Source organism: Solirubrum puertoriconensis (assembly GCF_001483135.1).
Taxonomy (GTDB): domain Bacteria; phylum Bacteroidota; class Bacteroidia; order Cytophagales; family Hymenobacteraceae; genus Solirubrum; species Solirubrum puertoriconensis.
Window position 1 is genome coordinate 48,009 of the sequence record NZ_LNAL01000008.1, and the last position, 24,531, is coordinate 72,539.

27 protein-coding genes are annotated in these 24,531 nt (G+C 59.8%); 10 read left to right on the plus strand and 17 right to left on the minus strand.

Annotated features, from left to right (window positions below):
- Nucleotides 1-19: 19 nt before the first annotated feature.
- Entirely contained in the window at nucleotides 20-1,426 is a 1,407-nt protein-coding gene (gene aspA / locus ASU33_RS14295) for an aspartate ammonia-lyase (protein WP_059071545.1), read from the minus strand.
- 173 nt (nucleotides 1,427-1,599) lie between these two features.
- Here aspA and ASU33_RS14300 point away from each other — a divergent pair, with 173 nt between their 5' ends.
- On the plus strand, nucleotides 1,600-2,007 hold the full coding sequence (locus ASU33_RS14300; protein ID WP_059071546.1) for a hypothetical protein: 408 nt from the start codon (nucleotides 1,600-1,602) through the stop codon (nucleotides 2,005-2,007).
- A gap of 74 nt (nucleotides 2,008-2,081) precedes the next feature.
- Here ASU33_RS14300 and ASU33_RS14305 read toward each other — a convergent pair whose 3' ends face one another.
- The 6 genes from ASU33_RS14305 to ASU33_RS14330 all read right to left on the minus strand — a co-directional run bounded on the left by ASU33_RS14305 (nucleotide 2,082) and on the right by ASU33_RS14330 (nucleotide 6,127).
- Nucleotides 2,082-2,417 carry a hypothetical protein gene (locus ASU33_RS14305; RefSeq protein WP_149867238.1) on the minus strand — a complete coding sequence of 112 codons (336 nt, stop codon included), beginning with the start codon at nucleotides 2,415-2,417 and terminating at the stop codon, nucleotides 2,082-2,084.
- Between the two features lie 300 nt (nucleotides 2,418-2,717).
- Nucleotides 2,718-3,011 (minus strand): hypothetical protein, encoded by a 294-nt coding sequence (locus ASU33_RS14310; protein ID WP_059071548.1) that lies wholly within the window; start codon nucleotides 3,009-3,011, stop codon nucleotides 2,718-2,720.
- A gap of 186 nt (nucleotides 3,012-3,197) precedes the next feature.
- Nucleotides 3,198-4,169, minus strand: coding sequence for an alpha/beta fold hydrolase (locus tag ASU33_RS14315; RefSeq protein WP_059071549.1), 972 nt, complete (start codon nucleotides 4,167-4,169; stop codon nucleotides 3,198-3,200).
- 201 nt (nucleotides 4,170-4,370) lie between these two features.
- The gene (locus ASU33_RS14320) at nucleotides 4,371-5,003 is read right to left on the minus strand and encodes a nitroreductase family protein (protein WP_059071550.1); all 633 of its coding nucleotides are present in this window, start codon (nucleotides 5,001-5,003) and stop codon (nucleotides 4,371-4,373) included.
- Between the two features lie 104 nt (nucleotides 5,004-5,107).
- A complete protein-coding gene (locus ASU33_RS14325) occupies nucleotides 5,108-5,656 on the minus strand; it encodes a pentapeptide repeat-containing protein (protein WP_059071551.1) in 549 nt (182 codons plus the stop codon).
- Between the two features lie 201 nt (nucleotides 5,657-5,857).
- Nucleotides 5,858-6,127 (minus strand): hypothetical protein, encoded by a 270-nt coding sequence (locus ASU33_RS14330; RefSeq protein WP_059071552.1) that lies wholly within the window; start codon nucleotides 6,125-6,127, stop codon nucleotides 5,858-5,860.
- 158 nt (nucleotides 6,128-6,285) lie between these two features.
- Here ASU33_RS14330 and ASU33_RS14335 point away from each other — a divergent pair, with 158 nt between their 5' ends.
- Nucleotides 6,286-6,687, plus strand: coding sequence for an NUDIX hydrolase (locus ASU33_RS14335; RefSeq protein WP_059071553.1), 402 nt, complete (start codon nucleotides 6,286-6,288; stop codon nucleotides 6,685-6,687).
- A 21-nt stretch (nucleotides 6,688-6,708) separates the two neighbouring features.
- Here the strand turns inward: ASU33_RS14335 and ASU33_RS14340 are convergent, their stop codons facing one another.
- Nucleotides 6,709-7,059, minus strand: a complete 351-nt coding sequence (locus ASU33_RS14340) for a hypothetical protein (protein WP_059071554.1) — start codon at nucleotides 7,057-7,059, stop codon at nucleotides 6,709-6,711.
- 452 nt (nucleotides 7,060-7,511) lie between these two features.
- Nucleotides 7,512-7,772, minus strand: a complete 261-nt coding sequence (locus ASU33_RS14345; RefSeq protein ID WP_059071555.1) for a hypothetical protein — start codon at nucleotides 7,770-7,772, stop codon at nucleotides 7,512-7,514.
- Nucleotides 7,773-7,984: 212 nt separating this feature from the next.
- On the opposite strand from ASU33_RS14345, the gene ASU33_RS14350 reads away from it, so the two are divergent.
- Complete coding sequence (locus ASU33_RS14350; RefSeq protein ID WP_059071556.1) at nucleotides 7,985-8,578, plus strand: hypothetical protein; 594 nt, start codon at nucleotides 7,985-7,987, stop codon at nucleotides 8,576-8,578.
- An 85-nt stretch (nucleotides 8,579-8,663) separates the two neighbouring features.
- Here the strand turns inward: ASU33_RS14350 and ASU33_RS14355 are convergent, their stop codons facing one another.
- Complete coding sequence (locus ASU33_RS14355) at nucleotides 8,664-10,784, minus strand: M13 family metallopeptidase (protein WP_059071557.1); 2,121 nt, start codon at nucleotides 10,782-10,784, stop codon at nucleotides 8,664-8,666.
- 193 nt (nucleotides 10,785-10,977) lie between these two features.
- On the minus strand, nucleotides 10,978-13,101 hold the full coding sequence (locus ASU33_RS14360) for a M13 family metallopeptidase (RefSeq protein WP_059071558.1): 2,124 nt from the start codon (nucleotides 13,099-13,101) through the stop codon (nucleotides 10,978-10,980).
- Between the two features lie 175 nt (nucleotides 13,102-13,276).
- On the opposite strand from ASU33_RS14360, the gene ASU33_RS14365 reads away from it, so the two are divergent.
- Nucleotides 13,277-13,732, plus strand: coding sequence for a hypothetical protein (locus tag ASU33_RS14365; RefSeq protein WP_059071559.1), 456 nt, complete (start codon nucleotides 13,277-13,279; stop codon nucleotides 13,730-13,732).
- Nucleotides 13,733-13,861: 129 nt separating this feature from the next.
- Here ASU33_RS14365 and ASU33_RS14370 read toward each other — a convergent pair whose 3' ends face one another.
- Nucleotides 13,862-14,938, minus strand: a complete 1,077-nt coding sequence (locus ASU33_RS14370) for an NADH:flavin oxidoreductase/NADH oxidase (protein WP_059071560.1) — start codon at nucleotides 14,936-14,938, stop codon at nucleotides 13,862-13,864.
- Between the two features lie 79 nt (nucleotides 14,939-15,017).
- Nucleotides 15,018-15,458, minus strand: a complete 441-nt coding sequence (locus ASU33_RS14375) for a hypothetical protein (protein WP_059071561.1) — start codon at nucleotides 15,456-15,458, stop codon at nucleotides 15,018-15,020.
- 170 nt (nucleotides 15,459-15,628) lie between these two features.
- On the opposite strand from ASU33_RS14375, the gene ASU33_RS14380 reads away from it, so the two are divergent.
- The 3 genes from ASU33_RS14380 (at nucleotide 15,629) to ASU33_RS14390 (ending at nucleotide 19,164) form a co-directional block, all read left to right on the plus strand.
- Nucleotides 15,629-16,483 carry a pirin family protein gene (locus ASU33_RS14380; protein WP_059071562.1) on the plus strand — a complete coding sequence of 285 codons (855 nt, stop codon included), beginning with the start codon at nucleotides 15,629-15,631 and terminating at the stop codon, nucleotides 16,481-16,483.
- A gap of 281 nt (nucleotides 16,484-16,764) precedes the next feature.
- Nucleotides 16,765-18,579, plus strand: a complete 1,815-nt coding sequence (locus ASU33_RS14385) for a serine hydrolase domain-containing protein (RefSeq protein ID WP_059071563.1) — start codon at nucleotides 16,765-16,767, stop codon at nucleotides 18,577-18,579.
- Between the two features lie 135 nt (nucleotides 18,580-18,714).
- Nucleotides 18,715-19,164 (plus strand): SUKH-3 domain-containing protein, encoded by a 450-nt coding sequence (locus ASU33_RS14390; protein ID WP_059071564.1) that lies wholly within the window; start codon nucleotides 18,715-18,717, stop codon nucleotides 19,162-19,164.
- Here the strand turns inward: ASU33_RS14390 and ASU33_RS14395 are convergent.
- Together ASU33_RS14395 and ASU33_RS14400 are read right to left on the minus strand one after the other, a co-directional pair.
- Nucleotides 19,161-19,679, minus strand: a complete 519-nt coding sequence (locus ASU33_RS14395) for a GNAT family N-acetyltransferase (protein WP_286130568.1) — start codon at nucleotides 19,677-19,679, stop codon at nucleotides 19,161-19,163. The two genes, ASU33_RS14390 and ASU33_RS14395, sit on opposite strands and share 4 nt — an antisense overlap.
- A gap of 53 nt (nucleotides 19,680-19,732) precedes the next feature.
- The gene (locus tag ASU33_RS14400; protein ID WP_059071565.1) at nucleotides 19,733-20,986 is read right to left on the minus strand and encodes a TCR/Tet family MFS transporter; all 1,254 of its coding nucleotides are present in this window, start codon (nucleotides 20,984-20,986) and stop codon (nucleotides 19,733-19,735) included.
- Nucleotides 20,987-21,175: 189 nt separating this feature from the next.
- Between ASU33_RS14400 and ASU33_RS14405 the strand changes: the two genes are divergently transcribed.
- Nucleotides 21,176-21,538: a VOC family protein gene (locus ASU33_RS14405; RefSeq protein WP_059071566.1), complete on the plus strand. Its 363-nt coding sequence runs from the start codon at nucleotides 21,176-21,178 to the stop codon at nucleotides 21,536-21,538.
- 191 nt (nucleotides 21,539-21,729) lie between these two features.
- A complete protein-coding gene (locus tag ASU33_RS21035) occupies nucleotides 21,730-22,500 on the plus strand; it encodes an Hsp20/alpha crystallin family protein (RefSeq protein ID WP_078063158.1) in 771 nt (256 codons plus the stop codon).
- A 62-nt stretch (nucleotides 22,501-22,562) separates the two neighbouring features.
- Here the strand turns inward: ASU33_RS21035 and ASU33_RS14415 are convergent, their stop codons facing one another.
- Entirely contained in the window at nucleotides 22,563-23,264 is a 702-nt protein-coding gene (locus tag ASU33_RS14415) for an alpha/beta hydrolase (RefSeq protein WP_059071567.1), read from the minus strand.
- A 194-nt stretch (nucleotides 23,265-23,458) separates the two neighbouring features.
- On the opposite strand from ASU33_RS14415, the gene ASU33_RS14420 reads away from it, so the two are divergent.
- Nucleotides 23,459-23,842: an Hsp20/alpha crystallin family protein gene (locus ASU33_RS14420; RefSeq protein WP_059071568.1), complete on the plus strand. Its 384-nt coding sequence runs from the start codon at nucleotides 23,459-23,461 to the stop codon at nucleotides 23,840-23,842.
- A 269-nt stretch (nucleotides 23,843-24,111) separates the two neighbouring features.
- Here the strand turns inward: ASU33_RS14420 and ASU33_RS14425 are convergent, their stop codons facing one another.
- Nucleotides 24,112-24,441 (minus strand): hypothetical protein, encoded by a 330-nt coding sequence (locus tag ASU33_RS14425; RefSeq protein WP_059071569.1) that lies wholly within the window; start codon nucleotides 24,439-24,441, stop codon nucleotides 24,112-24,114.
- Nucleotides 24,442-24,531: the final 90 nt, after the last annotated feature.

Sequence of the window (24,531 nt, forward strand, 5' to 3'; positions counted from 1 at the left end):
TGTTTACAGCCATAAGCGGCTACTGAATAAAGTGCGGGCGAATGAGGTTTTCGAAGGTGAAGATTTCATCCCACTTGGCCTGCGTGAGCAAATGGCGCTCGGCTACGGCAATCTGGTACACCGATTTGCCGGTGCGTAGGGCCTCCTTGGCTATTTCGGCCGAGGTTTCGTAGCCGAGCACGGGGTTGAGCTGCGTTACAATGCCCACGCTGTTGCGTACCATGTCTTCGGCGTGCTTGGCGTTGGCCGTAATGCCCACCACGCATTTTTCGCGCAGGGTGCGGCAGGCGCGGCTCATGTAGGAGATGCTCGTAAACAGCGCAAACGAAATTACCGGCTCCATCACGTTCAGCTGCAGCTGGCCGGCTTCGGCGGCCATGGTTACGGTAAGGTCGGCGCCGATAACGTAGAACGCGGTTTGGTTTACCACCTCGGGTACCACGGGGTTTACCTTGCCCGGCATAATGCTGGAGCCCGGCTGCAGCGGCGGCAGGTTAATCTCGAACAAGCCGGCGCGGGGCCCCGAGGATAGCAGGCGCAAGTCGTTGCAGATTTTGGAAAGTTTCACGGCCGTGCGCTTCAGCACGCCCGAGAGCTGCACGTAGGCGCCGGTATCGTAGGTGGCTTCAATCAGGTCGCCGGCCAGCACCAGGTCGAGGCCGGTAAGCTCGCGCAGGTGCTGCGTTACCAGCTCGGCGTACCCGTTGGGGGCGTTTACGCGGGTACCAATGGCCGTGGCGCCCATGTTGATTTCGCTGATGAGGTGGCGCGAATCATCGATGCGCAGCAGCTCTTCGCGCAGGTTGGTGGCAAAGGCCTTAAACTCGTCGCCCATGCTCATGGGCACGGCGTCTTGCAACTGGGTGCGGCCCATTTTCAGCACATTCCGAAACTCCTCACCCTTGGCGGCAAAGGCATCGGCCAGCATGGCCAGCTCGTCGCGGTAACCGGCCAGCTTGTTGTTGAGAGCAATGCGGAAGGCCGTGGGGTAGGCGTCGTTGGTCGACTGCGAGCAGTTGACGTGATTGTTGGGGTGGCAGAAATCGTACTGACCCTTCTTTCGGCCCATCAGCTCCAGGGCCACGTTGGCAATTACCTCGTTGGCGTTCATGTTCACCGAGGTACCCGCCCCGCCCTGAATCATGTCCGTCAGGAACTGATTGTCGTGCTGGCCGGCAATTACTTGGTCGCAGGCCTCGGCAATGTAGCGGGCAATAGTAGGATCGAGCACGCCTAGGTCGCGGTTGGCCAAAGCAGCGGCCTTTTTCACGTACCCGAGCGCCTGCACAAACAGTGGCTCGGCCCGGAGCGGAATACCCGTGATATCGAAGTTCTCGAGGGCGCGCAGGGTTTGAATACCGTAGTAAACGTCGTTGGGAAGGGTGCGTTCCCCAAGAAAATCGTGTTCGATCCGGGATGTTGGCATGGGCTGAGCTGGTCAGGTGTGGGATACTTCTACGCAAAGTTGGGCCTGCCGGGGCAAATCGAAAACTAAGTGTAGCTAATCGGGCGCGCAAAGCCCAACACTTGCTGCTGCGCCATGCAACCCTCAAGTGCTGGTTGGGCCTCTTGCCCTCGCCACCCTACCCCTTTTGTTGCATGAAACACCTCTCCTACCTAGCCTTGGCGGCGGGCATTGCCCTGAGCAGCTGCCACAAAAAACCAACCCCCGAACCTGCTCCCAAGCTCGAGGGCGACTGGAAAGGCATAGATGAGCGCCAGGACATGTTCGATGAAAACAACCAGATCCTGAGCACTTACTTAATGCCTTACCGCACCGGCTTGCACGCCATCAACTTCGACGAAGTAGACCACCTCTACACCGTTTACAACAACGGCACAGTAGTAGGCCGATTCAGCTACTGGATTACCGACAACCAATTACAGCTGCAGGGCGGCGGCACGTTCACCATCGAAGAGCACACCAAGAGCAAGCTGGTGCTGCGCGTCCGGCAGGACATCAACACCACGCGCTACCTCATCCGGACCCGCACCTACAACCGCTAAACGCTCCAAAAACAATCGGCCGCTCCTGCTGTGCGGGAGCGGCCGATACCTAGGGCATGCGCAGCGTAGCAAGCTTATTTGCTGCGTACGGGCTTATCAACGGTGATTACCCCCTTGCGCGAGCCGCCCTTGTTGGGATTGGCTTTGCTGGCGGCACGAATTTTACGGCGGGTTTTGCGGCGCTTTACCCAGCGCTTCATGGCAGCAATGGGGCCGCGCTTGCGGCGGCTGTTGCCTTTGTAGCGTTTGTAGCTGGGGCTCGGCACCAGGGTTTCTGCAGTGGTCTCGGCCGCTGTGCCGGCAGCCGCTTCAGTAGTAGCTACGGCGGCCAGTGCTACCTCGGCTAGTGCCTCGGCTGGCTCAACCAGCGCCATTAGGGTGCAAAGAAACAGGAGTAGAAATTTGCGCATGTCGAATGTGGTTTTTTGTTGATTAAACAAGAGGCGTGAGCAATTCGTGATTCGAAATGTGCAATAGATGGCGCGTGTTAGCACTAATATAGCGAGGATTCGGCAGAACAATGCAAAAAGAAGCGCGTACTAAAAATTGCATGCTTCCGATAGCCTTTACGTGCATCCTACCTGCTCTGGCCAAGGTATTGTCCTAACAAGCCAAGCATTGGTATCCAGGGTTTCGGCTGTGTAGCACAAAAAAACCGCCTGCTCCTTGGGGGAGCAGGCGGTTTTTGTAGGCGAATTCGCTGAGCATTACTAGTTGCGCACCGGCGGCTCAACCGTGATTACGCCACGGCGGGGCGTGCTCTTGGCTTTTTGCTTGGCACGGCGCTTGGCCGACCAACGACGAAAGATATTGCGGCGGTACTTGCGGCGGCTGTTGCCTCTGTAGCGCTTGTAGCTGGGGCGCGGTACGCGGGGCGGCGTAGCTACTGCTTCGGTTTCGAGCACGGCCTCGGTGGCAGCCGGTGCAGCAGGCTCGGCCATTGCCAAAGCCGGATCGGCTACGGCAAATATCAGGCAGAGGAACAGGAGGAGGAGTTTGTTCATAGAGTGGGGTAAAGCCAGTAAGGGCAGTGCAAACAGCTCCGCCTCGCGGATGGGGTTGCGCTGCTTGCGGGCGCAAATTACGGACCAATACGGCTAAACGCCGCGTATCGCCGAATTATGCAGCAACTCCGCGGTTAGCTTATATCACTAAGTATCAATTGCCTGTCCTTTCCGCTGCAGCAACCCCTAGGCTTTACGCGGCAGCTTACGGGCAAAGGCCGCCACGGCTTCCTGGAACTCTTTGTTGTTTTCGAGGAAGGGATAGTGCTTGCCGGGCAGCACCACCACCTGCTGCTGCGGAAACTTAAACGACTTGTAGTGCTCGGGGCCGGTGACGTAGTCCTCCTTGCCGGTGAGCACCAGCACGGGCGCCTGCAGCTTGGCCGAGGCGGGCGTGAAGTCTTGCACGTAGTCGGGTAGCTTGTACACGGCGGCGGCAAAGTCCTGGTTCAGGGGCATGCTGCGCACCACTTTGCTGGCGCGGGCGGCGGCCGTATCGGTTACGTACATCAGCTTGCCCATGAGCTTTTGCTGGCCCAGCATGCCCATTACCATGCCCCAGCGCTGGGGCAACGGCATGGCCGGGTCGAGGGGTGGGCGGCCGGCCTCGGGCAGCAGGTTGTAGCCGTAGGTGGCGGTGGTTTCCATGGTGGCAGGCAGGTTCAGGATGCTGTTTACCAGCACCATGGCCTGCACGCGCTCGGGGTATTTGCTGGCGTAGGCCGTGGCAATGGTGCCGCCAAACGAGTGCGACATCAGCACCCATTTCTCCAGGCCGAGCTGTTGGCGCAGGTCTTCAAGGTCTTGCACCAAGCGCTCGAGCTTGTAGTTGCCGTTAGGGTCGCTGGCCGAGCGGCCGCTGCCCCGCTGGTCGAGGTAAATCATCTGAAAGGTGTTCTCGAGCGACTTACCACCTAGGGCCTCGAAGCCGTAGCTGCCCGCGCCCGGCCCGCCGTGCACAAACACGCACGGCATGCCTTTGCCCGCTACGTGAGTGTAAAGTTTCACGCCATCGGAGGTAGTGATAGTGGGCGTACCGTTGGCCAATGTTGCCGCCGCTTTGCGCTGGGCTGCCAAGGGCTGCGCCGCGAATAGAGCTACTAAGATTACTGCGACTAGCCGGCCCATCAGAGCCGACTTTAGGTAAGCATACTTCATGATTGGATGGATTGGGAGATGATAATGGAGCCTCAATATAGAATTTTCGTATGGAGGCTGATACTTATCGCATTGCGCCCAACCATGTCCAAGTAGCCCAACCCGCGGTACCAAAAACAACGGCCCTGCTGCTAATTGCAGCCGGGCCGTTGCGCAGGTATGCAGTACTTATCTCTAAGCCTTGATACCCCAGACCTAAACTTATATCTGAACGAAGAACTTCTCTTTGGCGCGGCGCACTTTTTGGGCGCTGGCCAGGAAGTCGTTGGCGGCATCGCGGTAGCCCAAGGCCAGCAACGATACGCTGCGCAGGCCTTGCGCCGACAGGTTCAGCAGCTCATCGAGGGCGGCGGGGTTGAAGCCTTCCATCGGCGTGGCATCAACTTGCTCTACCGCGGCGGCCGTGAGGGCAGTACCTAGGGCGATGTAAGCTTGGCGGGCAGCCCACTGAAAACGCTCTTCGGGCGACTTGGTAGCCACTACGCCGCCCAGCATGGCCTTGCGGAAATCGGCCAGCGACTCGGCCGGCACGCCCCGCACCTCCTGAATGCGGCTCAGGTAATCATCTACCTGCTGCTCGGTTACGTCGGCCCAGGCGGCAAACACCAGCACGTGCGAGCCTTCTATTACTTGGGGCTGCTTGCAGGCTTTCTCGAAAATTTGCTGGCGCATGGCGGAGTTCTCCACCACCAGCACCGTGTACGGCTGCAGCCCCATCGACGAAGCCGACAGGCGGGTAGCCTCCAGAATGTTGTTTAGTTTCTCGGCCTCAATGGCTTGGCCATTCATGCGCTTGGCGGCGTAGCGCCAATTCAGTGCTTCTAGCAGGTTCATAGCGGTGTATGCAGTACTTCGGGTAGCGCGGCTCAGCGAGCCTGTGTTGCCGAACAATGGGCCAACAACTGCCCACCTAGGCCGAATGTTTTTCGACGCTCAGCTTAGCTTTCAATTACAATGCCCAGCTGGCTTACCAGGCCCGGTAGCCCGGCCGTGCTAAAGCGGGCTTTGCGCAGGAAATTCAGCGTAGGATCGATGATAAAGTTGGTGGCCGTGGTGAAATCGGCGCCGGCAAGCTGCGTGTGCTCGAACACCGCGCCCGCCAACGAGCACTCCTGCAACGCGGCCTCGGTGAGGTCGGTGTTGGTGAAGTCGACATCATGCAGGGCGCAATGCTCAAAACGCGTGCGCGGCATGCGCTTGCCAGCAAACGAGGCGTAATGCAGCTGGCACCGCTCGAAGTGTACGCCAAAAAGCATGTCGCGGCACACCGAAAACTGCAGCCCTGAGAGCTTGCACTCACTGAACGCTACATTTTGCAATGCCGTGTTGGCGAGGGTGGCCGAGGCCAGGTTACAACGCTCGAACAGGCAATCGATAAACATCAGGTTGCTGAGGTTGGCGCCCGAAAAGTCGCAGCCCACAAAACGGCACTGTTCCAGCTCGTGCGGGTAAGCGGCCAGCTGAGCGGCATCCCAACGCTCAAACACGTTCTCGGCCGGAAATACGGAGGGTTTTCGAGGGACAGAAGCGGAACGCCGGACTTTCACTTTAAAAGCTTTCTGGAGGGGTGGTACAGGCAACAATTGGCGCCGCAAGGTACCCAATAAACCGCGGGACACCGGCCCAAAACAACGGCCCGGCTGCTGGTGGCAACCGGGCCGTATGGGCACTTTTAACACCTAGGTGGCTTAGCCGCGCTTGCTGCTTTCCTGGTCTGAGTCGAGGGCCGCTTGGTCGTCGATCTGGCCTTCCATGCCGTTGGTTTGGTCGCTGTCGCCGTAGCCACCGCGCTGGCCGGCGCCGTCGCCCATGTTGCCTTGGGTGCTGGCCGGCGCACCGCCGTTGGCTTGCTGCGGCGCCGCACCGGGCGTGTTATTTTGCTGCTGGGCTTCCTGGCGGCTGTTCTGCTCGTCGGTTTCGTTGGGAGTGCTCTTGGGTTGGTTTTGGTCGATGTTCATTATCGTGGTCGGATTAAAGTTCGGGGGGCTGCGGCCCTACACCGGCAGCTTTCCTGCTGTACGCCGGCCGCGCCCAGTGGTTGGGCCAGTACTACCTACTGCCTTGCTGCACGCCGCCAGCCCTAGGTACCTTTGCTTGCTCCTACCCCACTCCGCGCATGAAGACTATCGACAAAATTGCCTGGCTGCTGCTCGATGCCGAAGGCCGCGTACTCAGCACCCGCAGCCGCGGCAAGGATTGTTACTACTTCCCCGGTGGCAAGCGCGAAGCCGGCGAAACCGACGCCGAAACGCTGCTGCGCGAAATCAAGGAAGAGCTTACCGTTAATTTGGACCCCGACAGCCTGCAGCACCTAGGTACTTTCTCTGCACAGGCCCACGGCCACGCCACCGGCATTCGGGTGCAGATGACGTGCTACGCCGCCCGCTACGAAGGCACCCTGCAGCCCGCCGCCGAAATCGAAGAAGTGGTGTGGCTCCGCTACCACGACCGCCCCCACGTGTCGCCCGTCGATCAGATCATTATGGATTGGTTGCACGCCGAAGGCCAACTCGCCTAGGTGGCCCCGGCTAATAACGGGCTACTTAGTATATACCCGAATGATGCCGTTGCGGCCTTGCTCGCCATATGTTTGCAGCAGCTCGGGGTGGCCGGTGATTACGGATACACCCTTGAAACGCGAGGCGGTTAGGGCGCGCAGCTGGGTCGGTGTGGCCACCTGCTGATCGATGTAGAGCAGGCGGCCAGCCAGCTCCTGCTCGGTAATGGGCTGCCCGGTTATGAATTTCTCGTAAAGCTGTTTGGTGTAGGCATACAGCTGCGCATCCAGCCCCGGGTGGGTGGCCGATGACGTGCCACGAAAGCGCGCACGGCCGGCTGCTCGGCATTTTGCCTGGTAGTGATAAGCACCACCACCGGCGACATGGGCCATAGCAAGCTGCTGCTAAACCCCTCGCGCTGCAAAAGGGCTGCTGCCTCCGCGTCGCGCAATGAGCTGATCTCATCAATATCGTCGGGGGCAATTTGGGTAGCGGCAGTGCGCTCGGTCAGCTTGCCGTCGATAAAATACACCGCCTTGCGGGGCAACGTGGCGGGGTCGAACCTGGGCCGAAACAGCGCCATGAGTTCGCTGCCTAGTTGCGGTTTTTGCTGCGCCGAAGCCGGAGAAAGGCACAGAAGCGCCGGTATTGCGAAAAGGGCCACGCGTAGCGCGTACCCCAACGTTGGTTTAATCATAGTAATAGAGGCGTTATGGTGACAAAGCGGAAGCGAATACCTATCCATAACGCTCTGCACCAGCGGGCATTGTGCGTCATCACGCTAGCATCAGCCGGTTGCGAGCCCGAAGGCGTGTTGCTGCTAGTTGCGTACTGCTCCGGCCACCTAGGCGCGCGTTACTTTGCCTTTCAAATCCCAATGGCTGGCCTGTACTTGCTGGCTCCCGGGCACGCGCTTAATGGTGCGCACGTACCGCTCGCCGACAATGGCGCCATCGGGCCGACGCTGGCCGACAAACAGCGTAACCGGCTCGCCTAGGTCGTTGGTAACAAACGTGATGTCGAGGCCGCGGAAACGGTCGTCGATGGTGCTGGAGGGCTCGTAGGTTTTGCTGAGCTTTTCGGCGAGCTGGGGGTGCAGGGGCATGGCTGGAGGGCAGTTGTACCAAGGCCGGTATACGCGCAGCGGTACGGTTGGGTGGGCGCTGTGCGGCAACTGTTGGCACCTAGGGCAACCCGTCCGAAACGGTACTCACATCATCATGTGAGGCGCTGCGCGGGCTTCTGGCATTGTTTTCGAGACTTGACTCAGCAGCTGTCGAGCTTTCGGCAGCGTCTGCTCTCAACACCTTTTTGCGCATGAAAACACTAGCTCTACTCCTGCTGCCAGCCGCTGCCCTGCTCACGGCTACCTCCTGCTCCAAAGACTCCGTAAAACCCAAGCCCGACCCGGCCGTTGAGTTGGGTATGCAGCGCAGCTTTCACTTCACGGCCGACAACACCCACCGCGACACCACCTTCGCATCGGGTGCCATGGAGAGCCTAGCCGCGCGCACTTCACAAGAAATGTATTTGTGCTTCGGGCCCGCTGCGGGCGCCGATTACATTAACCTGAAGCTTGATCCGCGCCAGATGCCCAGCAACCTCGTGGGCACCTACTCGCTCGACTCGAACACCGGCGCCGTGTACTCGCGCTACCTGTACCGCCGCATTACCCCGAGCGGCTACAGTGCCTCCATCCTCAGCAGCGACGACCACCCCACCACCGGCACGCTCACCATCAGCCACTACGATGCCGAGCGGAAGCTCATCAGCGGCTCCTACACGGCGCAGTTTACCGGCGTGTACGACCCTACTTCCACTTCCACCTCCACCAACCACACGCAGCTGCGCCGTTGTAACTTATCGTTGTCGGGCACATTCGAGAACGTAAAACTCTCGGTGGTTCCCTAGCTGCCGAAGCGCCTGTAACGCAAAACGGCCGGCCTGCACCCTGCAGACCAGCCGTTTTGCTTATGGCACCTAGGCCAAGGGCAGCTTACCACACCTTAGCGCGGCTTACTTGCGGGCGCACCATTTTGTCGCCTTCCTTGCAGCCAAACGCCTGGTAGAACTCTGGCATGTTCATGAGGGGGCCGTTCACGCGGAACTGGGCCGGCGAGTGCGGGTCGGTTAGTACCTGCTGGCGTAGGGCCTCGGGGCGCATGCTGGTGCGCCATACCTGCGCCCACGCCAGGAAGAAACGCTGCTCCGGCGTGAAGCCATCGTAGCGGGGCGCGTTGCCGTTGGGGTATTTTGCCTTCAGCTGCTTTTGCAGCGCTGAGTAAGCCAGGGCGGTGCCGCCAAAGTCGGCCAGGTTTTCGCCCATCGTCAGCTTGCCGTTCACGAATACCGAGTCGAGCGGCTGGAAAGCCGAGTACTGCGCCCCTACCAAATCGGCGCGCTTCTGGAATTCGGCCGCGTCTTCCTTGGTCCACCAGTCGCGCAGGTTGCCCTCAGCATCCGATTGGCGGCCGCGGTCGTCGAAACCGTGCGTGATTTCGTGGCCGATTACCGCGCCCATGCCGCCGTAGTTCACGGCGTCGTCGGCTTTCGGATCGAAGAACGGCGGCTGCATGATGCCGGCCGGGAACACAATCTCGTTGAGCGAGGAGTTGTAGTAGGCGTTTACGGTAGGCGGCGTCATGCCCCACACCGAGCGGTCGATGGGTTTGCCGTAGCGCTGCACGTTATCCTTGTACTCCCACTCGCGGGCGGCCAGCACGTTCTTCAGGTACGACTCGCGCGAAATCGTGAGGGCCGAGTAGTCCTTCCATTTGTCGGGGTAGCCGATTTTCACCGTGAAGGAGTTCAGCTTCTTTTGGGCTTCCTGCTTGGTAGCGGGGCTCATCCACTCGAGCTGCTGAATGTGCTCGGCCATGGCCTCCTTAATGTGGCCCACCATCTCCAAGGCCTTCTGCTTGGTTTCGGGCGTGAAAGCGCGGTCGACGTACAGCTGGCCGAACGCCTCGCCCAGCGAAGCATCCGTGGAGCGCAGCATGCGCTTCCAGCGGGGCTGCTGCTGCTTGGCACCCGTGAGCACCTGCTGGAAGCGGAACGACTCATCTACATAAGCTTTGGGCAGCGCCGAAGCCATGCTCGAGGTGAGGTGCCAACGCAGGTAGGTTTTCCAGTCGCTGAGCGGTTCGGCTTTCATGGCGGCGCTGGCGTCCTTGAAGAAGTCGGGCTGACCCACGATTACCTCCTTGGCCGCACCTAGGCCCACTTGCTGCAGCACCGCCGGAATAGCCAAGTTGCCGAACTGCTTATCGGCTTCGGCTACCGTCATTTTGTTGTAGTTGGCGTACGGGTCGCGCAGGGCTACACGGTCCTTCGAGGCTTTAGCCAGGCGCGTTTCAAGGCGCATCACCGTTTCGGCGTTCTTCTTGGCCGTAGCCTCGTTGTCGCCGAGCAGCTTGAAGGTGTTTACCAAGTAGGTAGTGTAGGCCGAGCGAATGCCCTTGGAGCGTGCATCGTCTTTGAGGTAGTAGTCGCGGTCGGGCAACGTAAGGCCGCCTTGCGAGAGATACACCGCGTACTGGGTGCTGTTCTTGCGGTCTTGGTTTACACCTAGGCCAAACACCGAGCGCGTTTGCAGCATTTGCTGGCGCGCCAACGAGGTTTGTAGGCCCTTCAAGTCCTTGATGGCGGCGACGCGGGCGAGTTCGGGCTGCAGGTACTTCAGGCCCGCCGCTTCGATGGCCGCGGTGTCCATGGCCGAGGCGTAGAAGTCGCCCACCTTCTGCAGGTTCGTGCCCTTTGCGGCGCTCTTGTTCGCCGCGGCTTCCTCCAAGATCTGCCGCATCAGGGCCTGGTTCTTATCGATGAGCGTGTTCCAGGAACCCCACGAGGTTTCGGCGGCCGGAATGGGCGTGTTCTTCAGCCAAGTGCCCGAGGCGTACTGGAAGAAGTTGTCGCAAGGCGATACTGATTTGTCGATGGTTGCAACATCGAGGCCTACGCCGGGTACGCTGGGCTGCTCGGTGGTAGTAGCGGTGGCCGTAGCCGCAGTGGGGGCAGCGGCAGCCGCCGTTTGCGTGGTGCTGCTCGAGGAGGCGCAACCACCTAGGAAGCTGGCCAGCGCGCCGGCAGCCAGCAGCAGGTACTTATTGTGTGTCATGCGTGGGATGGTAATGACAACAGTGAACGAACGGGGAAAAGCGCGGAGCTTCCGATGGGGTAAAGCCCCGCGCTTCTAAGTTCGGTATTAATGCCGGGTTTTGTAGCACAGCTTGGCAACAAGCTCGGCACTAAAAAAGCAGCTTGGTACTATCAAGCTGCTTTTTTTGCGTTTTTATCAACAAGCCAATGGCTTACCAAATTTTGGCCCGGTCGGCTTGGGCGCGTACCATCTTCTGGCCTTCTTGGCAGCCAAAAGCCTCGTAGAACTGCGGCATGTTCATCAGCGGCCCGATGGTGCGGTACTGCCCCGGCGAGTGCGGATCGGTGAGGATTTGCTGACGCAGGGCTTCGGGCCGAATGTTGGTGCGGCGCAGCTGCGCCCAGGCCAGGAAGAAACGCTGCTCGGGCGTAAAGCCGTCGATTTTGGGGCGCGGGTTGCTACCGTATTTCTGCTGCAGCTGCTTCTGCAGGGCGCCATACACCACCGTCAGGCCAGCAAAGTCGGCCAGGTTTTCGCCCATGGTCAGTTTGCCGTTTACGAATACTGAGTCGAGGGGCTGAAAAGCGGAGTACTGCGTGCCCACCACTGCGGCGCGCTTGGTAAACTCAGCGGCGTCTTCCTTGGTCCACCAGTCGCGCAGGTTGCCTTGCGAATCGTACTGCCGGCCTTGATCGTCGAAGCCGTGGGTGATTTCGTGGCCGATTACGCCCCCAATAGCGCCGTAATTCACGGCGTCATCGGCTTCGGGGTCGAAGAAGGGCGGTTGCAGGTACCCAGCCGGAAATACAATCTCGTTCATGGGCGGATTGTAGTAGGCGTTTACCGTAGGCGGCGTCATGCCCCACTCGTTGCGGTCGATGGGCTTGCCGAGCTTCTGGGCATTGTCGCGGTACTCCCACGCGCGGGCGGCCAGCACGTTCTTCAGGTACGACTCGCGCGAGATGCTGAGGGCCGAGTAGTCCTTCCACACGTCGGGGTAGCCAATTTTCACGCGCAGCGCGTTCAGCTTTTTCAGGGCTTCCTGCTTGGTTGGTTCGCTCATCCAAGTGTTCGAGCGAATGTGGTCGGCCATCGACGCTTTGATGTTGTTTACCATCTCCAGCGCTTTGGCTTTGGCCTGCGGCGAGAAGGCCTTGGCTACGTACAGCTCGCCAAAAGCCTCGCCCAGGGTGGCATCCGTCGAGGCCAGCATGCGCTTCCAGCGCACCGTTTGGGTTTTGGCCCCACCCAGCACCTGCGAAAAGCGGAACGTCTCGTCGACGTAGGCTTTGGGCAGCGCGCCGGCTACCGAGCGCACCAGGTGCCAGCGCAAATAAGTTTTCTGGTCACCTAGGGGCTCGGCCTTGAGCCTGGCGTTTAGCTCATCAAAGAAAGCCGGCTGGCCTACGTTTACCTCTTTGGCGGCGCTCAGCTGCAGCTCGGCAAGCAGGCGCGGCAAATCGAGGCTGGGGTAGCGCTTGGCGGCAGCGGCCACCGTCATTTTGTTGTAGTTGGCCTCGGGGTTGCGCAGCTCCACGCGGGTACGCGAGGCTTTGGCCAGGCGCGTTTCGATGCGCTCTACCGCGGTGGCGTTCTGGGCGGCCGTGGCTTCGTTGTCGCCGAGCAGCTTAAATATGTTACGCAAGTAGGTGCGGTACGCCTCCCGGATGCTCTTGGAGCGCGCATCGTCCTTGAGGTAGTAGTCGCGGTCGGGCAACGTGAGGCCGCCCTGGTTCATGCCCACGATGTACTGCGTCGAGTTCTTGTCGTCAATTTCGACGCCGGCGCGGAAGTAGCTGCCCACCTGCAACATCTTCTGCCGGGCCATAGCCGATTGCAACGCTTTCAAGTCCTTGATGGCGGCGACGCGGGCGAGTTCGGGCTGCAGGTACTTCAGGCCCGCCGCCTCGATGGCCGCGGTGTCCATGGCCGAGGCGTAGAAGTCGCCCACCTTCTGCAGGTTCGTGCCCTTTTGCGCCCCCTTGTTGCCCGCCGCTTCCTCCAAGATCTGCCGCATCAGGGCCTGGTTGCGGTCTTGCAACAGGTTGCGCGGGCCCCAGCTTGAGGCGTACGACGGAATGGGGTTGTTCTTCAGCCACACGCCGCCCGAGTACTGAAAGAAGTCCTCGCACGGCGACACCGATTTGTCGATATCGGCGGGGTTGATGCTGCGACCTTTGATTTCGGGTTCGGTGCTCACCGAAGCAGCGGCCGTGGCGGCGGAGTTGGTGGCGCTAGCAGCGGTGGTGCTGGCCGTATTGCTGGCAGCGCAACCGGCCAAGGCAAGTACCGAGGCCGCAGCAGCTACCCGCGTAAGGGCTAGTTGATGTTTCATGTGGAACAATGCAGGTAAGGAAAGCGCCTCGCAAGGCGAGGCAAAGACTTCGGCTGCCTAAGTTAGGCTGCATGGGCTACTTGCCGGCGTTATTTGGGTACGCTTGCGCCCGCCGCACTTAAGGCCCCGTGGCTAGTGCGTAACTTGCGGCCTTCACCTGCCCTTTGTTGACGTTGTGCGCAAGCTTCTGTTTATCTCCTTCGCTCTATTGCTTACCCTAGGTGCCGCGCCGGCTGCGCAGGCACAAGCACCTAGCACCACAGCCCCAACAGCCAGCAGCGGCCCCGAACAAGAGTTTCTAACCCTAGCCGATGCCGCAGCCAATTTGATGAAGCGCCTCATGGCCCAGCCCGCTACCGCGACGGCCGAGGCTCCGTTGCAGCGCGAATGCACCGCCCTTTGCCAACGCGCCAAAGCCCAACGCATTACGCCCGCCTACGCTCAGTGGCTGCGCAGCTTACGCAAAGAGGAATTGCGCACCGCCGTGCAGCACCTGCAGGCCAGTGCCTTTGTGCAATACCTAGGCAAGCTGCAAACCGCGCCCGAGTTTGAGGCCCGTTACAAACGCAGCCCCGCAGCCGCCGACATGATGCTGCAAATCCTGAATGCGTTTGATATTGAACGGTACTAGCGCGCTGTAGCGCGGACTTCAGTCCGCGTTTGCCAGAACAACAGCGTTATAAAGAATCTAAACGGCCCAAGGCGTCTGCCTTGGGCCGTTTAGATTTTCCTATCTGAAGAACGCGAATTAAAGTTCGCGCTACCGCCGGCGTGGCTTGGCGCGCACGTACTGGTTAGGCCACTCCACCTCGGCGCCTAGCTTCTCGGCGGCATGCAGCGGAAAGTACGGGTCGCGCAGTAGCTCGCGACCTAGCAGCACCAAATCGGCTTGGCCGCTGGCTACAATCTGCTCGGCATCGGCGGCAGTAGTAATCAGGCCAACGGCACCGGTGGCAATGCCGGCCTCGCGGCGGATGCGCTCGGCGAACGGCACCTGGTAATTCGGGCCGACGGGAATAGCAGCCGCGGGCACGTTGCCGCCCGTAGAGCAGTCGACCAGGTCGACACCTTTGGTTTTGAGCACCTGAGCCAGGGCCACCGAGTCGTCGTCCGACCAACCGCCTTCGGTCCAGTCGGTAGCCGAAATGCGTACCACCAGCGGGTAATCGGCGGGCAGCAGCTCGCGTGTGCTTTCTACTACCTCTACCAGCAGCCGAATGCGGTTTTCGAACGAGCCGCCGTAAGCGTCGGTGCGCTGGTTACTGAGCGGTGACAAGAACTCGTGGAACAAGTAGCCGTGCGCAGCGTGCAACTCAATCACTCTGAAGCCAGCATCCAAGGCCCGCCATGTGGCGGCCCGAAAATCGGCTTTTACCTTTTCAATACCGGCTAAGTCGAGCTCCACGGGGGCGGGCTCTTCGGGGCTGAAGGGCAGGGCGCTCGGCGCCACCGTGGGCCAGCCTCCTTGGCTTTCGGGTACTACCGTGCCGCCTTTCCAGGGGCTGCTGTGGCTGGCTTTGCGCCCGGCGTGGGCCAGCTGAATACCGGGCACGGCGCCGTGGGCCTCCATGAACGCGGTGAGGCGCTGCAGACCGGCAATATGCTCATCTTTCCAGATGCCCAAATCATCGGGGGTGATGCGGCCTTCGGGCGATACGGCCGTGGCCTCTAGGATGATGAGGGCCGCACCGCCTACGGCCCGGCTGCCGAGATGCACCAAGTGCCAATCGTTGCTAAAGCCGTCGGTGCTGCTGTATTGGCACATCGGCGACACGGCAATTCTATTTTTCAGGGTAACGCCGCGCAGCGTGAGCGGCGAAAACAAGGCTGCTGTCATACAAACCGTAAAAAATCGGATACAAGCAGCATAAACAGCCGCTTACACCGAATGGTTGTGCAGCCCGCAGCCTCGCACCCTAGGTATGCTTAGTTGCCGGCGCCTGCTGGCAACTAAGCAGCCACTCTACGGCCTGGGCCTCGTCGGTAAAGCGGCTCGACATATAGGGCTTGTCCTGAAAGTAGCTGACCGGCGGAAAGTTCGCATCAGAAGCCACGTCGCGCAGGTGCGTAGGAGCCACCAGGTACGCCAGGTAAGAGCGTTGGCCACCTAGGCGCAGCGGTAGTTGCGGAGCAAAGTAGCTCAGCATCCAGCCGGTCGCATCCTTGTCGGTATCGACGCGCCGACGGGCATCGAGCAGCCAGTATGGGCACTGGTGGGCAGCAGCCAACTCGAGCATATCGAGGTAGCCCTGCTTGAGTTCTTCTAAGTTTATCTGCCGCAACCAGCGGCCCACCACAATGTGCAGATCGGGGCGGTAAGCGAGGTCGAGAAAACCACGCGTAACGTACGAAGTCATACTTGAAGAAAAGGGGCGGGTGGCACCGCAAATGTAGGCAGCAGCTCGACAATAAGCTGCTACTCGCCAACTGCACGAAAACCCGCACAGCCCATTAATTGTAATACGCCTTTGTTGCTTCTCAGCGGCAAGCTGCCCCAGGCAGCCATCACTCCTACTTTGCATAAACCATGCGCACCATCAAGCAACAGCACCGCGCGCTTAGCGCCCCCATCGATGATCTGATAACCTACCGGGCGCTGCCCACGCAGTCCGTCGAGCATCTCGATCCGTTTCTGTTTCTGAATCACCACGGGCCGCAAACCTACCAACCCAACAACCGCGGCTTGCCTTTTGGCCCGCACCCGCACCGCGGCTTCGAAACGGTAACGTTTATTCTGGAGGGCGACATCATGCACAAGGATACCGGCGGGCACGAAAGCGTGATTAATGCGGGCGGTATTCAGTGGATGACGGCCGGCTCGGGGCTTATCCACGCCGAGGTATCGTCGGCGGAGTTCAAGCGGCAAGGCGGCCCGCTCGAGATTCTGCAGCTGTGGGTTAACCTGCCCGCTAAGCACAAAATGACGGCCCCGCGCTACATTGGCCTGCAAGCTCCCGATATTCCGCAGGCGTCGCTCGACGAAGGCCGCGTAACGCTGCACGCCGTATCGGGCGAGTGGGCGGGCACCACCGGCGCCGTGCAGCCGCTGGCGCCTGTTGCCCTGGCTTGGGCCGAGTTACGCGCCGGTGCTAAGCTGCACCTCAGCATTCCGGCCGAACACACCATTTTCTTCTATACCGTACGCGGCAAGCTACGCGTGAATGGGCAAGAGACCGAGGCCCTGCGCCTTACGGAGTTCAACCACGACGGCGACGAGCTTCAACTTGAGGCGCTTGCCGACGCGGTGGTACTACTGGGCCACGCCAAGCCCTTCAACGAGCCTATTGTGTCGTACGGACCCTTCGTGATGAACTCGCCGCAGGAGATTGAGCAGGCTTATCACGATTACCAAGCGGGTAAGTTCGGCCGCTGGCGGGGCTAGGACCCTAGGTGCTGCCAAGGCAATGCAGCCTTGGCAGCACCTAATAATAAGGCAACCGTTGCTAGCTGACCTACGCAGCCAGCCTACTTCATCGCAAAGCAAGCTCAACTATATGGAATCCAATATTATATAGATGGGAACAGATGCTTTAAAACATACAATTTTATCCTCCTAACCTATTACCACAATCCCGGAATTATATAATAAACTTGCTAAACGGTTCGAAGCCTTGATGAGGAGCCGCCAACGAGTTTGTACAACTTATACATTAAGCGGGGTTAGTGAAGAAGTGGCTTACGGTGCTGCTAGGGCTTTGGTCGCTGGCGGCGGTGGCGCAAACGGGGGTTTCTGATCCGGAGTTGGCGCAGTGCGACGCGGCGGTACAACGGTTTATGCAACGTTGGAAAATACCAGGCGCCACGGTGGCTATCAGCCGCCAAGGCAAGCTAGTGTACTCCCGCGGGTTTGGCCATGCCAACTTAGAGCGCACCGAATCAATGCAACCTTCGCACCTGCTGCGGGTAGCCAGCGTATCGAAGCCGGTTACGGCGGTGGCAATCATGAAGCTGGCAGAAGATGGCCAGGTGCAGCTCACGCGCAAGGCTTTCGGCCCCGATGGCTACCTCAACACCCCTTACTACACCGGTGTAATCGAAGATGAACGCATCTACGACATCACGGTGCAGCAGCTGCTCGAGCACACCGCCGGCTGGAACCGCAACGCCGGCGTGGATGGCTTCAGCAGCTCCGACCCCATCGATTTTCCGCTGCACGTAGCCGCCGTAATGCAGGTGCCCAACCCCGTACCTGATTCTACGCTGGTGCGCTACCTGCTGGGCAAGGGCCTCAACTTTACGCCCGGCAGCCGCTTTGCCTATTCCAACATCGGCTACATCGTATTGGGCAAGATTATCGAGCGCGTAACGGGGCAACCCTACGAAGCTTGGGTGCGCCGGAATATCCTGGAGCCCAGCGGCGTGCGCGAAGCCCACCTAGGCCACAACCTGCTGGCCGATAAGCTGGAGCGCGAAGCCGAGTACTTCAGCAAGGATTACAAAGAGTCGTGCTACGGCACGGGCAAGCGCGTGCTGTACCCCTACGGCGGCTGGAACCTGGAAGCCATGAACGCCCACGGCGGCTGGCTGTTCTCGGCCCGCGACTTGGTACGCCTGATGCTGGCCGTTGATGGCTCGCCCACGCGCCCCGACCTGTTGCTGCCTGCCACCATCGATACCATGATAACCTCGCACGAGCCGAACCACCGCTACGCCAAGGGCTGGCTCGTGAACAAGGACCGCACCACGTGGTGGCACACCGGCTCGCTCGATGGCACTGCCAGCTGCGTGGTTCGTACTGCCTCGGGCTACACCTGGGCCATTCTGCTAAACGCCCGCTCCACTACCAACCGCTTCTGGAACGACCTAGAGGAGCTGGGCTGGGAGTGCATCAACAGCACCAACACCTGGCCCGCATACGATCTATTTCCGCCGGAGCGAAACGCCAGCAACCTGCGCTTAGCCAACCTAAGCCCTACCAGTGCCCGCTTTACCTGGCACAACGGCAATGGCAACGGCCGCCTGCTGGTGCTGCAAGAAAAAGGACCTGTAAAGGAAATGCCGCAGGACGGCACCAACTACGTAGCCGATGTTTCGTTTGGCCGGGGGGCCATACTGGGCAGCGGCTCGGTAGTGGCTGCGGGCGCCGACAGCCTGGTAACGGTGCGCGCTTTGCAGCCCGGCAAAACGTATTACGCCCGCCTCGTTGAGTACAACCAGAGCGAGGCGACGGGACAACACCCAGTGTACGCACTGGAAGGCAGCCCCGTGCTCGAGTTCACCACGCCGGCAGCGCCGGTGGTAGCCAAGAGCAAGGCCAGCAAGGCGGCAGTGGCCCGCGTCGCCAAAACGCGAAACAAGCGAAGCACCCCGGCTACGCGTACGGTACCCAGCGTAATGCCGGCAACCAGCTCGGAGCGCGCGCAAACCGATCAGCCGATGCCAGTTTCACCAGCCATCGAGCCACAATCGGCTTCGTACTGGATTCGGCTACGCGAAATGAGCCGAGGCCTGTTCAAGTGGTTCGGCACTTCGAGCTAAACTTAGCCCCGCGGGTCGGTCGGCACATCTGTTTTTTTCAGCTGATGGTGCATTGAAATGGCCGCATTAGTTGCGGAATAAATTCTTCTGCTAACTTAGCTATCTAGCTATATCTCAAGGAGCCGCAGAGAAAGAATGATCAGCTTTTCGGATGAAGTCCTACATCTGCTGCAAGAGGCAGGTTGGTACGAAGGGAGAAATGTGGACACCAACCGTTATGCCGCAGCCATTCGCGCAAGCAAGTATCCTTGGCAGGAGGCTGCGCACCGGTTCCTGAGCGAATTTGGCGGCTTACTCCTGCGTTTTTTGCGCAGCGACGGCAGCGTTTCCACGCTGCATTTCAACGTGCCACAAGCACTAGCTAGCCAAACCAGCGCCAACGTACTAGCCGACTGCATGAAGCGCTTGGGCTCGGGTGGCTTTACAATTATCGGGCAAGCCTACGCCGAGGATTTGGTGTTGCTGATGGATAGCCAAGGCCGCGTATACGGCGGTGGCTGCGACGATTGTCTTTACCTCATTGCCAATACCGGCGAAGAGGCCATCGAGACCATCTGCCTCGATCTGGCCTTCGAGGTAGTCTAGTGTGCTGGGGCACCTAGGCGCTTTTCGTAGCAGTAGAAGCGCAGTCCCGGCCGAAAGGCCAACGTAATTTCGCCGGCAAAGCGGTAGCCCAGCTTTGGAAAGAGCTGCTGCGTGGCTTTATTCTCCGAGTTCGTATCCACGCGCAGGCTGCGCAGCCCCCACTCGGCGGCCAGCACCTCGGCTTGTTGCAGCAAGGCAGCCGCAATGCCTTTGCCCTGCACTTCGGGGTCGACGGCCAAGCGGTGGGTAACCACTGCTTGTTCGGCAGCATCCCAATCGGCTTGGGCATACTCGGAGTCTTGGTCGGTGGTTAGGGCTGCCACGCCCACTACTTGGCCCGCTAGCTCGGCCACCCACAGCTGCTCCCGCTCGATGTCGGCTTGGAATACGGCTTCGTTGGGGTAATCGGCCTCCCACTGGTAATTGCCCGCGGCTTGCATTAGCGGCACCACGCGGCGCACAACATTCAGGATAGCAGGCAAATCGGCAGGGGTGGCGCGGCGAATGTGCAGCATGCGGATGGCAGTTCGGGAAAGAAATAAGCAGCAAAAGGAGCGGCGCTGCAGTTCTACTCGGCAAGCACCTGCTCCGGGGCAGTGGGCACCGCTTGGTGCAAGTTTTTGCGCAACGAGCGCCGGGCCAGCAACACGCTGATAACCGTGAGCACCGCGCCCGTCAGGAATGGTGCTCCGGGAAAGTAAACCGGCGCTTTCGGCCCGGTGAAGTAGGCAAACAAGTTAGTCATCAGGGGCGGACCTATGATGGAGGTAACGCTTACCAAGCTGGTAAGCCCACCCTGCAGCTCGCCTTGCTCGTTGGCAGGCACCTGCGACGAAATGAGCCCCTGCAGCGCCGGCCCGGCAATGCCACCTAGGCAGTAAGGCACCAGAAACGCGAACATCATCCAGCCCTCGGTGGCAAATGCAAACAAGGCAAACCCCACGGCGTACAACGCCATACCTAGGTAAATGGAGCGTGCCGCGCCTAGGCGCGGGTTGATGTAGCGTATGAGTACGCCCTGCACCAACGCCACCATCAGCCCCACAACACCCAGGGAGTAGCCCACCCAAGCCTTGTTCCAGCCAAACTTCTCCATGGTATAGTACGACCAGGTGCTTTGCGTGGCATGGGCCGCGATGTATATGAATACCAGCGAGCCAACCAGCCCCAGCACCACCGGGTAGCGTTGCAGCTGCCGCAGCGAGCCGATGGGGTTGGCCCGCCGCAGCTCAAAAGGCCGGCGGTTCTCTGGCTTCAGCGACTCGGGCAACACCAGGTAGCCGTAGAGCCAGTTAAGGAAAGTAAGCCCCGCCGCGGCCAGAAAGGGCACGCGTGGGCCCAGCTCGCCCAACACGCCCCCAATCACCGGCCCGATGATAAAGCCCAGGCCAAACGCCGCACCCACCATGCCGAAGTTCTGCGCCCGATCCTCGGGCGGACTTACGTCGGCAATGTAGGCGGTGGCGGTAGTCATGCTGGCACCCGTAATGCCCGCAATTAATCGGCCCACGAACAGCCAGGCCATGGTGGGCGCAAACGCCAGCAATATATAATCGAGCCCGAAGCCGAACAGCGAAATCAGCAGCACTGGCCGGCGCCCGTACCGGTCGGACAGGTTGCCCAGCACCGGCGAAAACAAGAACTGCATGACGGCAAACGCAAACACCAGCCAGCCGCCGTACTGGGCCGCCTCGCTGATGCTGCCGCCCGTGAGCTGCCGAATCAGATCGGGCAGAACCGGAATGATGATGCCAAAACCGATTACATCGATGAGCAGCGTAACGAAAATGAAGCCCAATGCGGCTTTACGTTTATCGGCCATGGTTGCGGGGTGCGGCTACAACTAAGCAATGTGCCTTGGCCAAGCCCGAGCCCTAGGTAGTAAACCCGGTTGGCGGCTGCCGGCGGAGGCAAAGAGCAAAAGTAATCGGCTCTGGTACGCCAAGCATTAGCCTACGCTATTACTTTGGTGCGGCAGCCGTAGTCGGCTGCCTAACCGCACTATTTTCTTATGATTCAAGGATTACGCACGGTGGTGTACCCCGTGGGCGACTTGGCCCGCGCCAAGCAATGGTACAGCCAAGTATTGGGGCAAGAGCCGTATTTCGACGAGCCGTTTTACGTGGGCTACAACGTGGGCGGCTACGAGCTGGGCCTTGACCCCGATGGCCCCGTAGCAGGCCAGTGCGGCCCTACCGCTTACTGGGGAGTGGCCGATGCCCAGCAGGCCTACCAGCGCCTGCTCGAGCTAGGTGCCCACCAGCACGAACCCATACGCGATGTAGGAGACGGCGTTTTACTCGGCACCGTGCAAGATCCTTTTGGTAACCTCTTCGGAATCATCGAGAACCCGTATTTTCAGCTGCCAGCTTAACCCAGCCTGACGCTGCGACAGAATAGCCACAGTCAGCTTGTACATACAAGCTGACACCATGGCATTATTTTTTGTTTGGAAAGCACTTTGCTCAGAAACAAAACAGCTACTCCGGTGGTAATCAAGCTTTCGAGCAGTGCCGCACCGGAGTTCCGATGTTGTCTTCTTCCCAACTTAAAACGCTAAGTACCATGGCTATTCAACGTTATTCCGAGTCATTCGGCGACATGATACCGCAGAGCTTCTCGTCGATGCTGGATCGTTTCTTCAACGATTCGTTGAACACGCGCGGCCGCATGAATGCTTTTATGCCGCACGTGGATGCGTACGAAACCGAGCGGAGCTACGAAATAGAGGCTTCGTTGCCGGGCATGAAGCGCGAAGACATCAAGGTGGAGTTTCAGCAAGGCCGGCTGTCCATCTCGGGCGAGCGGCGCCTGCAAAACGAGCGTAACGACCGTCGTTACCACATGATGGAAAGCCAATACGGCTCGTTTCAGCGTTCCTTCCAGTTACCCGACGTAGCTAATGGCCAGGGCATTGAGGCTACTTTCGAAGATGGCGTGCTGCGCATTACCGTGCCTAAGGATCAGCAGAAAACCATGCGGCACCAAGTACAGATTCGGGGCGGCCAGCAGCAACAAAACAACCTCCAAACCGGCCAGGTATCGGCCCGCATGGGCCAGCAGGCGGTTGATGTTTCGGGAGGAGGAGAAGTAGGCAACGGCCATCAGCACACCGACCAGGGCATACAGCAAGAGCAGGCCGCTCGTTCGTACCAAGGTGCCACGGCCTCGGCTAGCACACCCGCTAGCGGCAGCTCGCAACCAAACACCACAATGGGCGGCCAAACCAATGCTGGCGGCTCCTGGACCAACGCCAGCTCGGCCTCGGACAGCTACGGCGACGGCCACCCCGACGACGGAGCCGGCACCATGCGCGGCTCGGGCGTAGGCTCCTGATTATTGCTAGTTTGTGAATGCAAAAAGGCGCTTTCTCCGCTGGAGGAAGTGCCTTTTGTTTGCTAGGTAACAGGACTAGGTGTGGGGTTATGCTCTACCGATTGCCCATCGGCCGCCGGACCTAGGGCGGCCAGGGTAATGGGGCCGGGTGTAACCAGGCGCAATGTGGCCGGCAGGCCCACATCAAGTAAGTCCTGCACGAGGCCGTCGCCGGCGGCTTCAGGGGTGTAGGTATCCACGGTAGTGGCTACCACGGTTACGGGCCGCTCGGGCAGGCTAACCAGCGTGGCGCGGCGGTCGAAATCGGGCGGAAATACTCCGGCGTACAAAATCAGCCGCTCGTAGTTGAGGCGGTTGCCGCTAAGCCAACGGCAGGCGGCAGCGGCGCCTTGGCCGTAGCCCAGCACAGTGCAGCTGACATCGGGCGGGCACTGCGCCAGGATGTGCTCGGCCAGGGCGTCGAGGTAGGCGGTGAGGTCAGTGAGGTCGGGCAGTAAGTCACCGCTACCGGGCGCTAGCCACGCAGCCGCTATGTGCGGTACCTCGGCCATGCTGTTGCCCGGCACGGTGTAGCGCGATAACCCCTCGGGCAAGACCAGCAACCGCTCGGCCGTATCGATAGGCGTTAGCTGCGCGGCCAGATCGGCTACGGATTGATCGGCATCGTGCAAGCAAAACCACACGCTGCGGATACCCGGTCCGGGCTCGCCGAGCAAAGCATACCGGGCCGTGCGGGTGGTAGCAAAATCGTGGAGGGGCAGCATAGGCAGGAGTTTGTTAGGTGGGCATTAGCCTATACGCACACCTAGGGTTTTGGCTGCCAAGCTGGCGCGCGTTTGGCACAGGTAAACTGCCAAATCCGGCCAATGTGGCAAGCCAACTATTCGGCACGCCTACATTTAGAGTTGGTACATAGTTTGCCTATAACCCTCTGACAAACAGAAGGACGACTTACATCATGAAGCTCATAAGCCAACAATTCCTGCACAACATCGCTCCCCAGCTCGACTTGCTGAACACCCTAGGTGGTGGGGTAGCGCAGGCGCAGGTTAAAGTGCATAAGCGCGAGCAGGGCGTGGTCATCCGGGTGTCGGCTCCAAGCGTACAACCCGAGACGTTCCACGTGGTGCTCAACAACAATACCTTGAGCGTTTTTGCTGAGTACCGCCACTCGCCCGAAGACAAGCTAGCGGCGCCGTTGTTCGTGCAGACGTTCGACCTGCCCGAAACACTTGATGTTACCCGCATCGATGCCGTGCATCAAGACGGTGAGTTGCGCGTGCGCATTCCGTACGAGGACCCTGCCGACCGCAGCCGCGAAATCAACATCAAGCGCCGCTAAGCTCGCGCCCATGAGCGCCGGTGCCTTTAGCTCTTCATTGCTCTACATAACGTCGGGACCGACCGACACCCATGGTTTCACAGCCACTGCAGCCCAGCAGTGGCTTTTTTGTGTTTAGAAGCTTGGGGTTTAACAGCCGAAGTTTTGGTTTACGCTTAGCTTAGGACGACAGCCACTGGTTGCTGTCAGCACGCAAGATGCCTCACCAAGCTCGCCATGACGCTCAGATAAAGTCGACTGACAACGCGAAACGAACAACCACTACCGCCCTACCCAAACAACGGCCAGAGCAGAAAGAACATGGTTACAAGCGAAAGCAAGAACCAACGCATGATTTGCCCGCGGTATTGACGCGGCAGCATGTTGCTGAGCACCAACAGGGCTGCAATCATCAGGGCCAGGTGCAGCAACAAAAAGGCGGTTGTTTTCACCCAATTGCGCACAATGGTGTTTTCGGGCTGAAACTGGTTGCTTTCGCCCAGGCCCGATACAACCCAGCTAAGCAGGAAATACGCAAGTACCTCGAAGGCCACAAAGCCCGCTAAACCAGCAAGAAATGCTTTGGAGCCATCAGAATTGGGTTGTACGTCGGTAGCCATACCGCCAAGATAGCAGCCGCCGATGATTGCACCTCCAAGCCATTTGCTGCCGCTGCTGGGCACGAGTTACGCCCGTGTTGGCGTTATCTT

Coding starts and splice junctions, on each gene's coding strand:
- aspA (WP_059071545.1), bottom strand. CDS start 1,426: ATGCCAACATCCCGGATCGAACACGATTTTCTTGGGGAACGCACCCTT.
- ASU33_RS14300 (WP_059071546.1), top strand. CDS start 1,600: ATGAAACACCTCTCCTACCTAGCCTTGGCGGCGGGCATTGCCCTGAGC.
- ASU33_RS14305 (WP_149867238.1), bottom strand. CDS start 2,417: ATGCGCAAATTTCTACTCCTGTTTCTTTGCACCCTAATGGCGCTGGTT.
- ASU33_RS14310 (WP_059071548.1), bottom strand. CDS start 3,011: ATGAACAAACTCCTCCTCCTGTTCCTCTGCCTGATATTTGCCGTAGCC.
- ASU33_RS14315 (WP_059071549.1), bottom strand. CDS start 4,169: ATGAAGTATGCTTACCTAAAGTCGGCTCTGATGGGCCGGCTAGTCGCA.
- ASU33_RS14320 (WP_059071550.1), bottom strand. CDS start 5,003: ATGAACCTGCTAGAAGCACTGAATTGGCGCTACGCCGCCAAGCGCATG.
- ASU33_RS14330 (WP_059071552.1), bottom strand. CDS start 6,127: ATGAACATCGACCAAAACCAACCCAAGAGCACTCCCAACGAAACCGAC.
- ASU33_RS14335 (WP_059071553.1), top strand. CDS start 6,286: ATGAAGACTATCGACAAAATTGCCTGGCTGCTGCTCGATGCCGAAGGC.
- ASU33_RS14340 (WP_059071554.1), bottom strand. CDS start 7,059: ATGGCCCATGTCGCCGGTGGTGGTGCTTATCACTACCAGGCAAAATGC.
- ASU33_RS14345 (WP_059071555.1), bottom strand. CDS start 7,772: ATGCCCCTGCACCCCCAGCTCGCCGAAAAGCTCAGCAAAACCTACGAG.
- ASU33_RS14350 (WP_059071556.1), top strand. CDS start 7,985: ATGAAAACACTAGCTCTACTCCTGCTGCCAGCCGCTGCCCTGCTCACG.
- ASU33_RS14355 (WP_059071557.1), bottom strand. CDS start 10,784: ATGACACACAATAAGTACCTGCTGCTGGCTGCCGGCGCGCTGGCCAGC.
- ASU33_RS14360 (WP_059071558.1), bottom strand. CDS start 13,101: ATGAAACATCAACTAGCCCTTACGCGGGTAGCTGCTGCGGCCTCGGTA.
- ASU33_RS14370 (WP_059071560.1), bottom strand. CDS start 14,938: ATGACAGCAGCCTTGTTTTCGCCGCTCACGCTGCGCGGCGTTACCCTG.
- ASU33_RS14375 (WP_059071561.1), bottom strand. CDS start 15,458: ATGACTTCGTACGTTACGCGTGGTTTTCTCGACCTCGCTTACCGCCCC.
- ASU33_RS14380 (WP_059071562.1), top strand. CDS start 15,629: ATGCGCACCATCAAGCAACAGCACCGCGCGCTTAGCGCCCCCATCGAT.
- ASU33_RS14390 (WP_059071564.1), top strand. CDS start 18,715: ATGATCAGCTTTTCGGATGAAGTCCTACATCTGCTGCAAGAGGCAGGT.
- ASU33_RS14395 (WP_286130568.1), bottom strand. CDS start 19,679: ATGCTGCACATTCGCCGCGCCACCCCTGCCGATTTGCCTGCTATCCTG.
- ASU33_RS14400 (WP_059071565.1), bottom strand. CDS start 20,986: ATGGCCGATAAACGTAAAGCCGCATTGGGCTTCATTTTCGTTACGCTG.
- ASU33_RS14405 (WP_059071566.1), top strand. CDS start 21,176: ATGATTCAAGGATTACGCACGGTGGTGTACCCCGTGGGCGACTTGGCC.
- ASU33_RS21035 (WP_078063158.1), top strand. CDS start 21,730: ATGGCTATTCAACGTTATTCCGAGTCATTCGGCGACATGATACCGCAG.
- ASU33_RS14415 (WP_059071567.1), bottom strand. CDS start 23,264: ATGCTGCCCCTCCACGATTTTGCTACCACCCGCACGGCCCGGTATGCT.
- ASU33_RS14420 (WP_059071568.1), top strand. CDS start 23,459: ATGAAGCTCATAAGCCAACAATTCCTGCACAACATCGCTCCCCAGCTC.
- ASU33_RS14425 (WP_059071569.1), bottom strand. CDS start 24,441: ATGGCTACCGACGTACAACCCAATTCTGATGGCTCCAAAGCATTTCTT.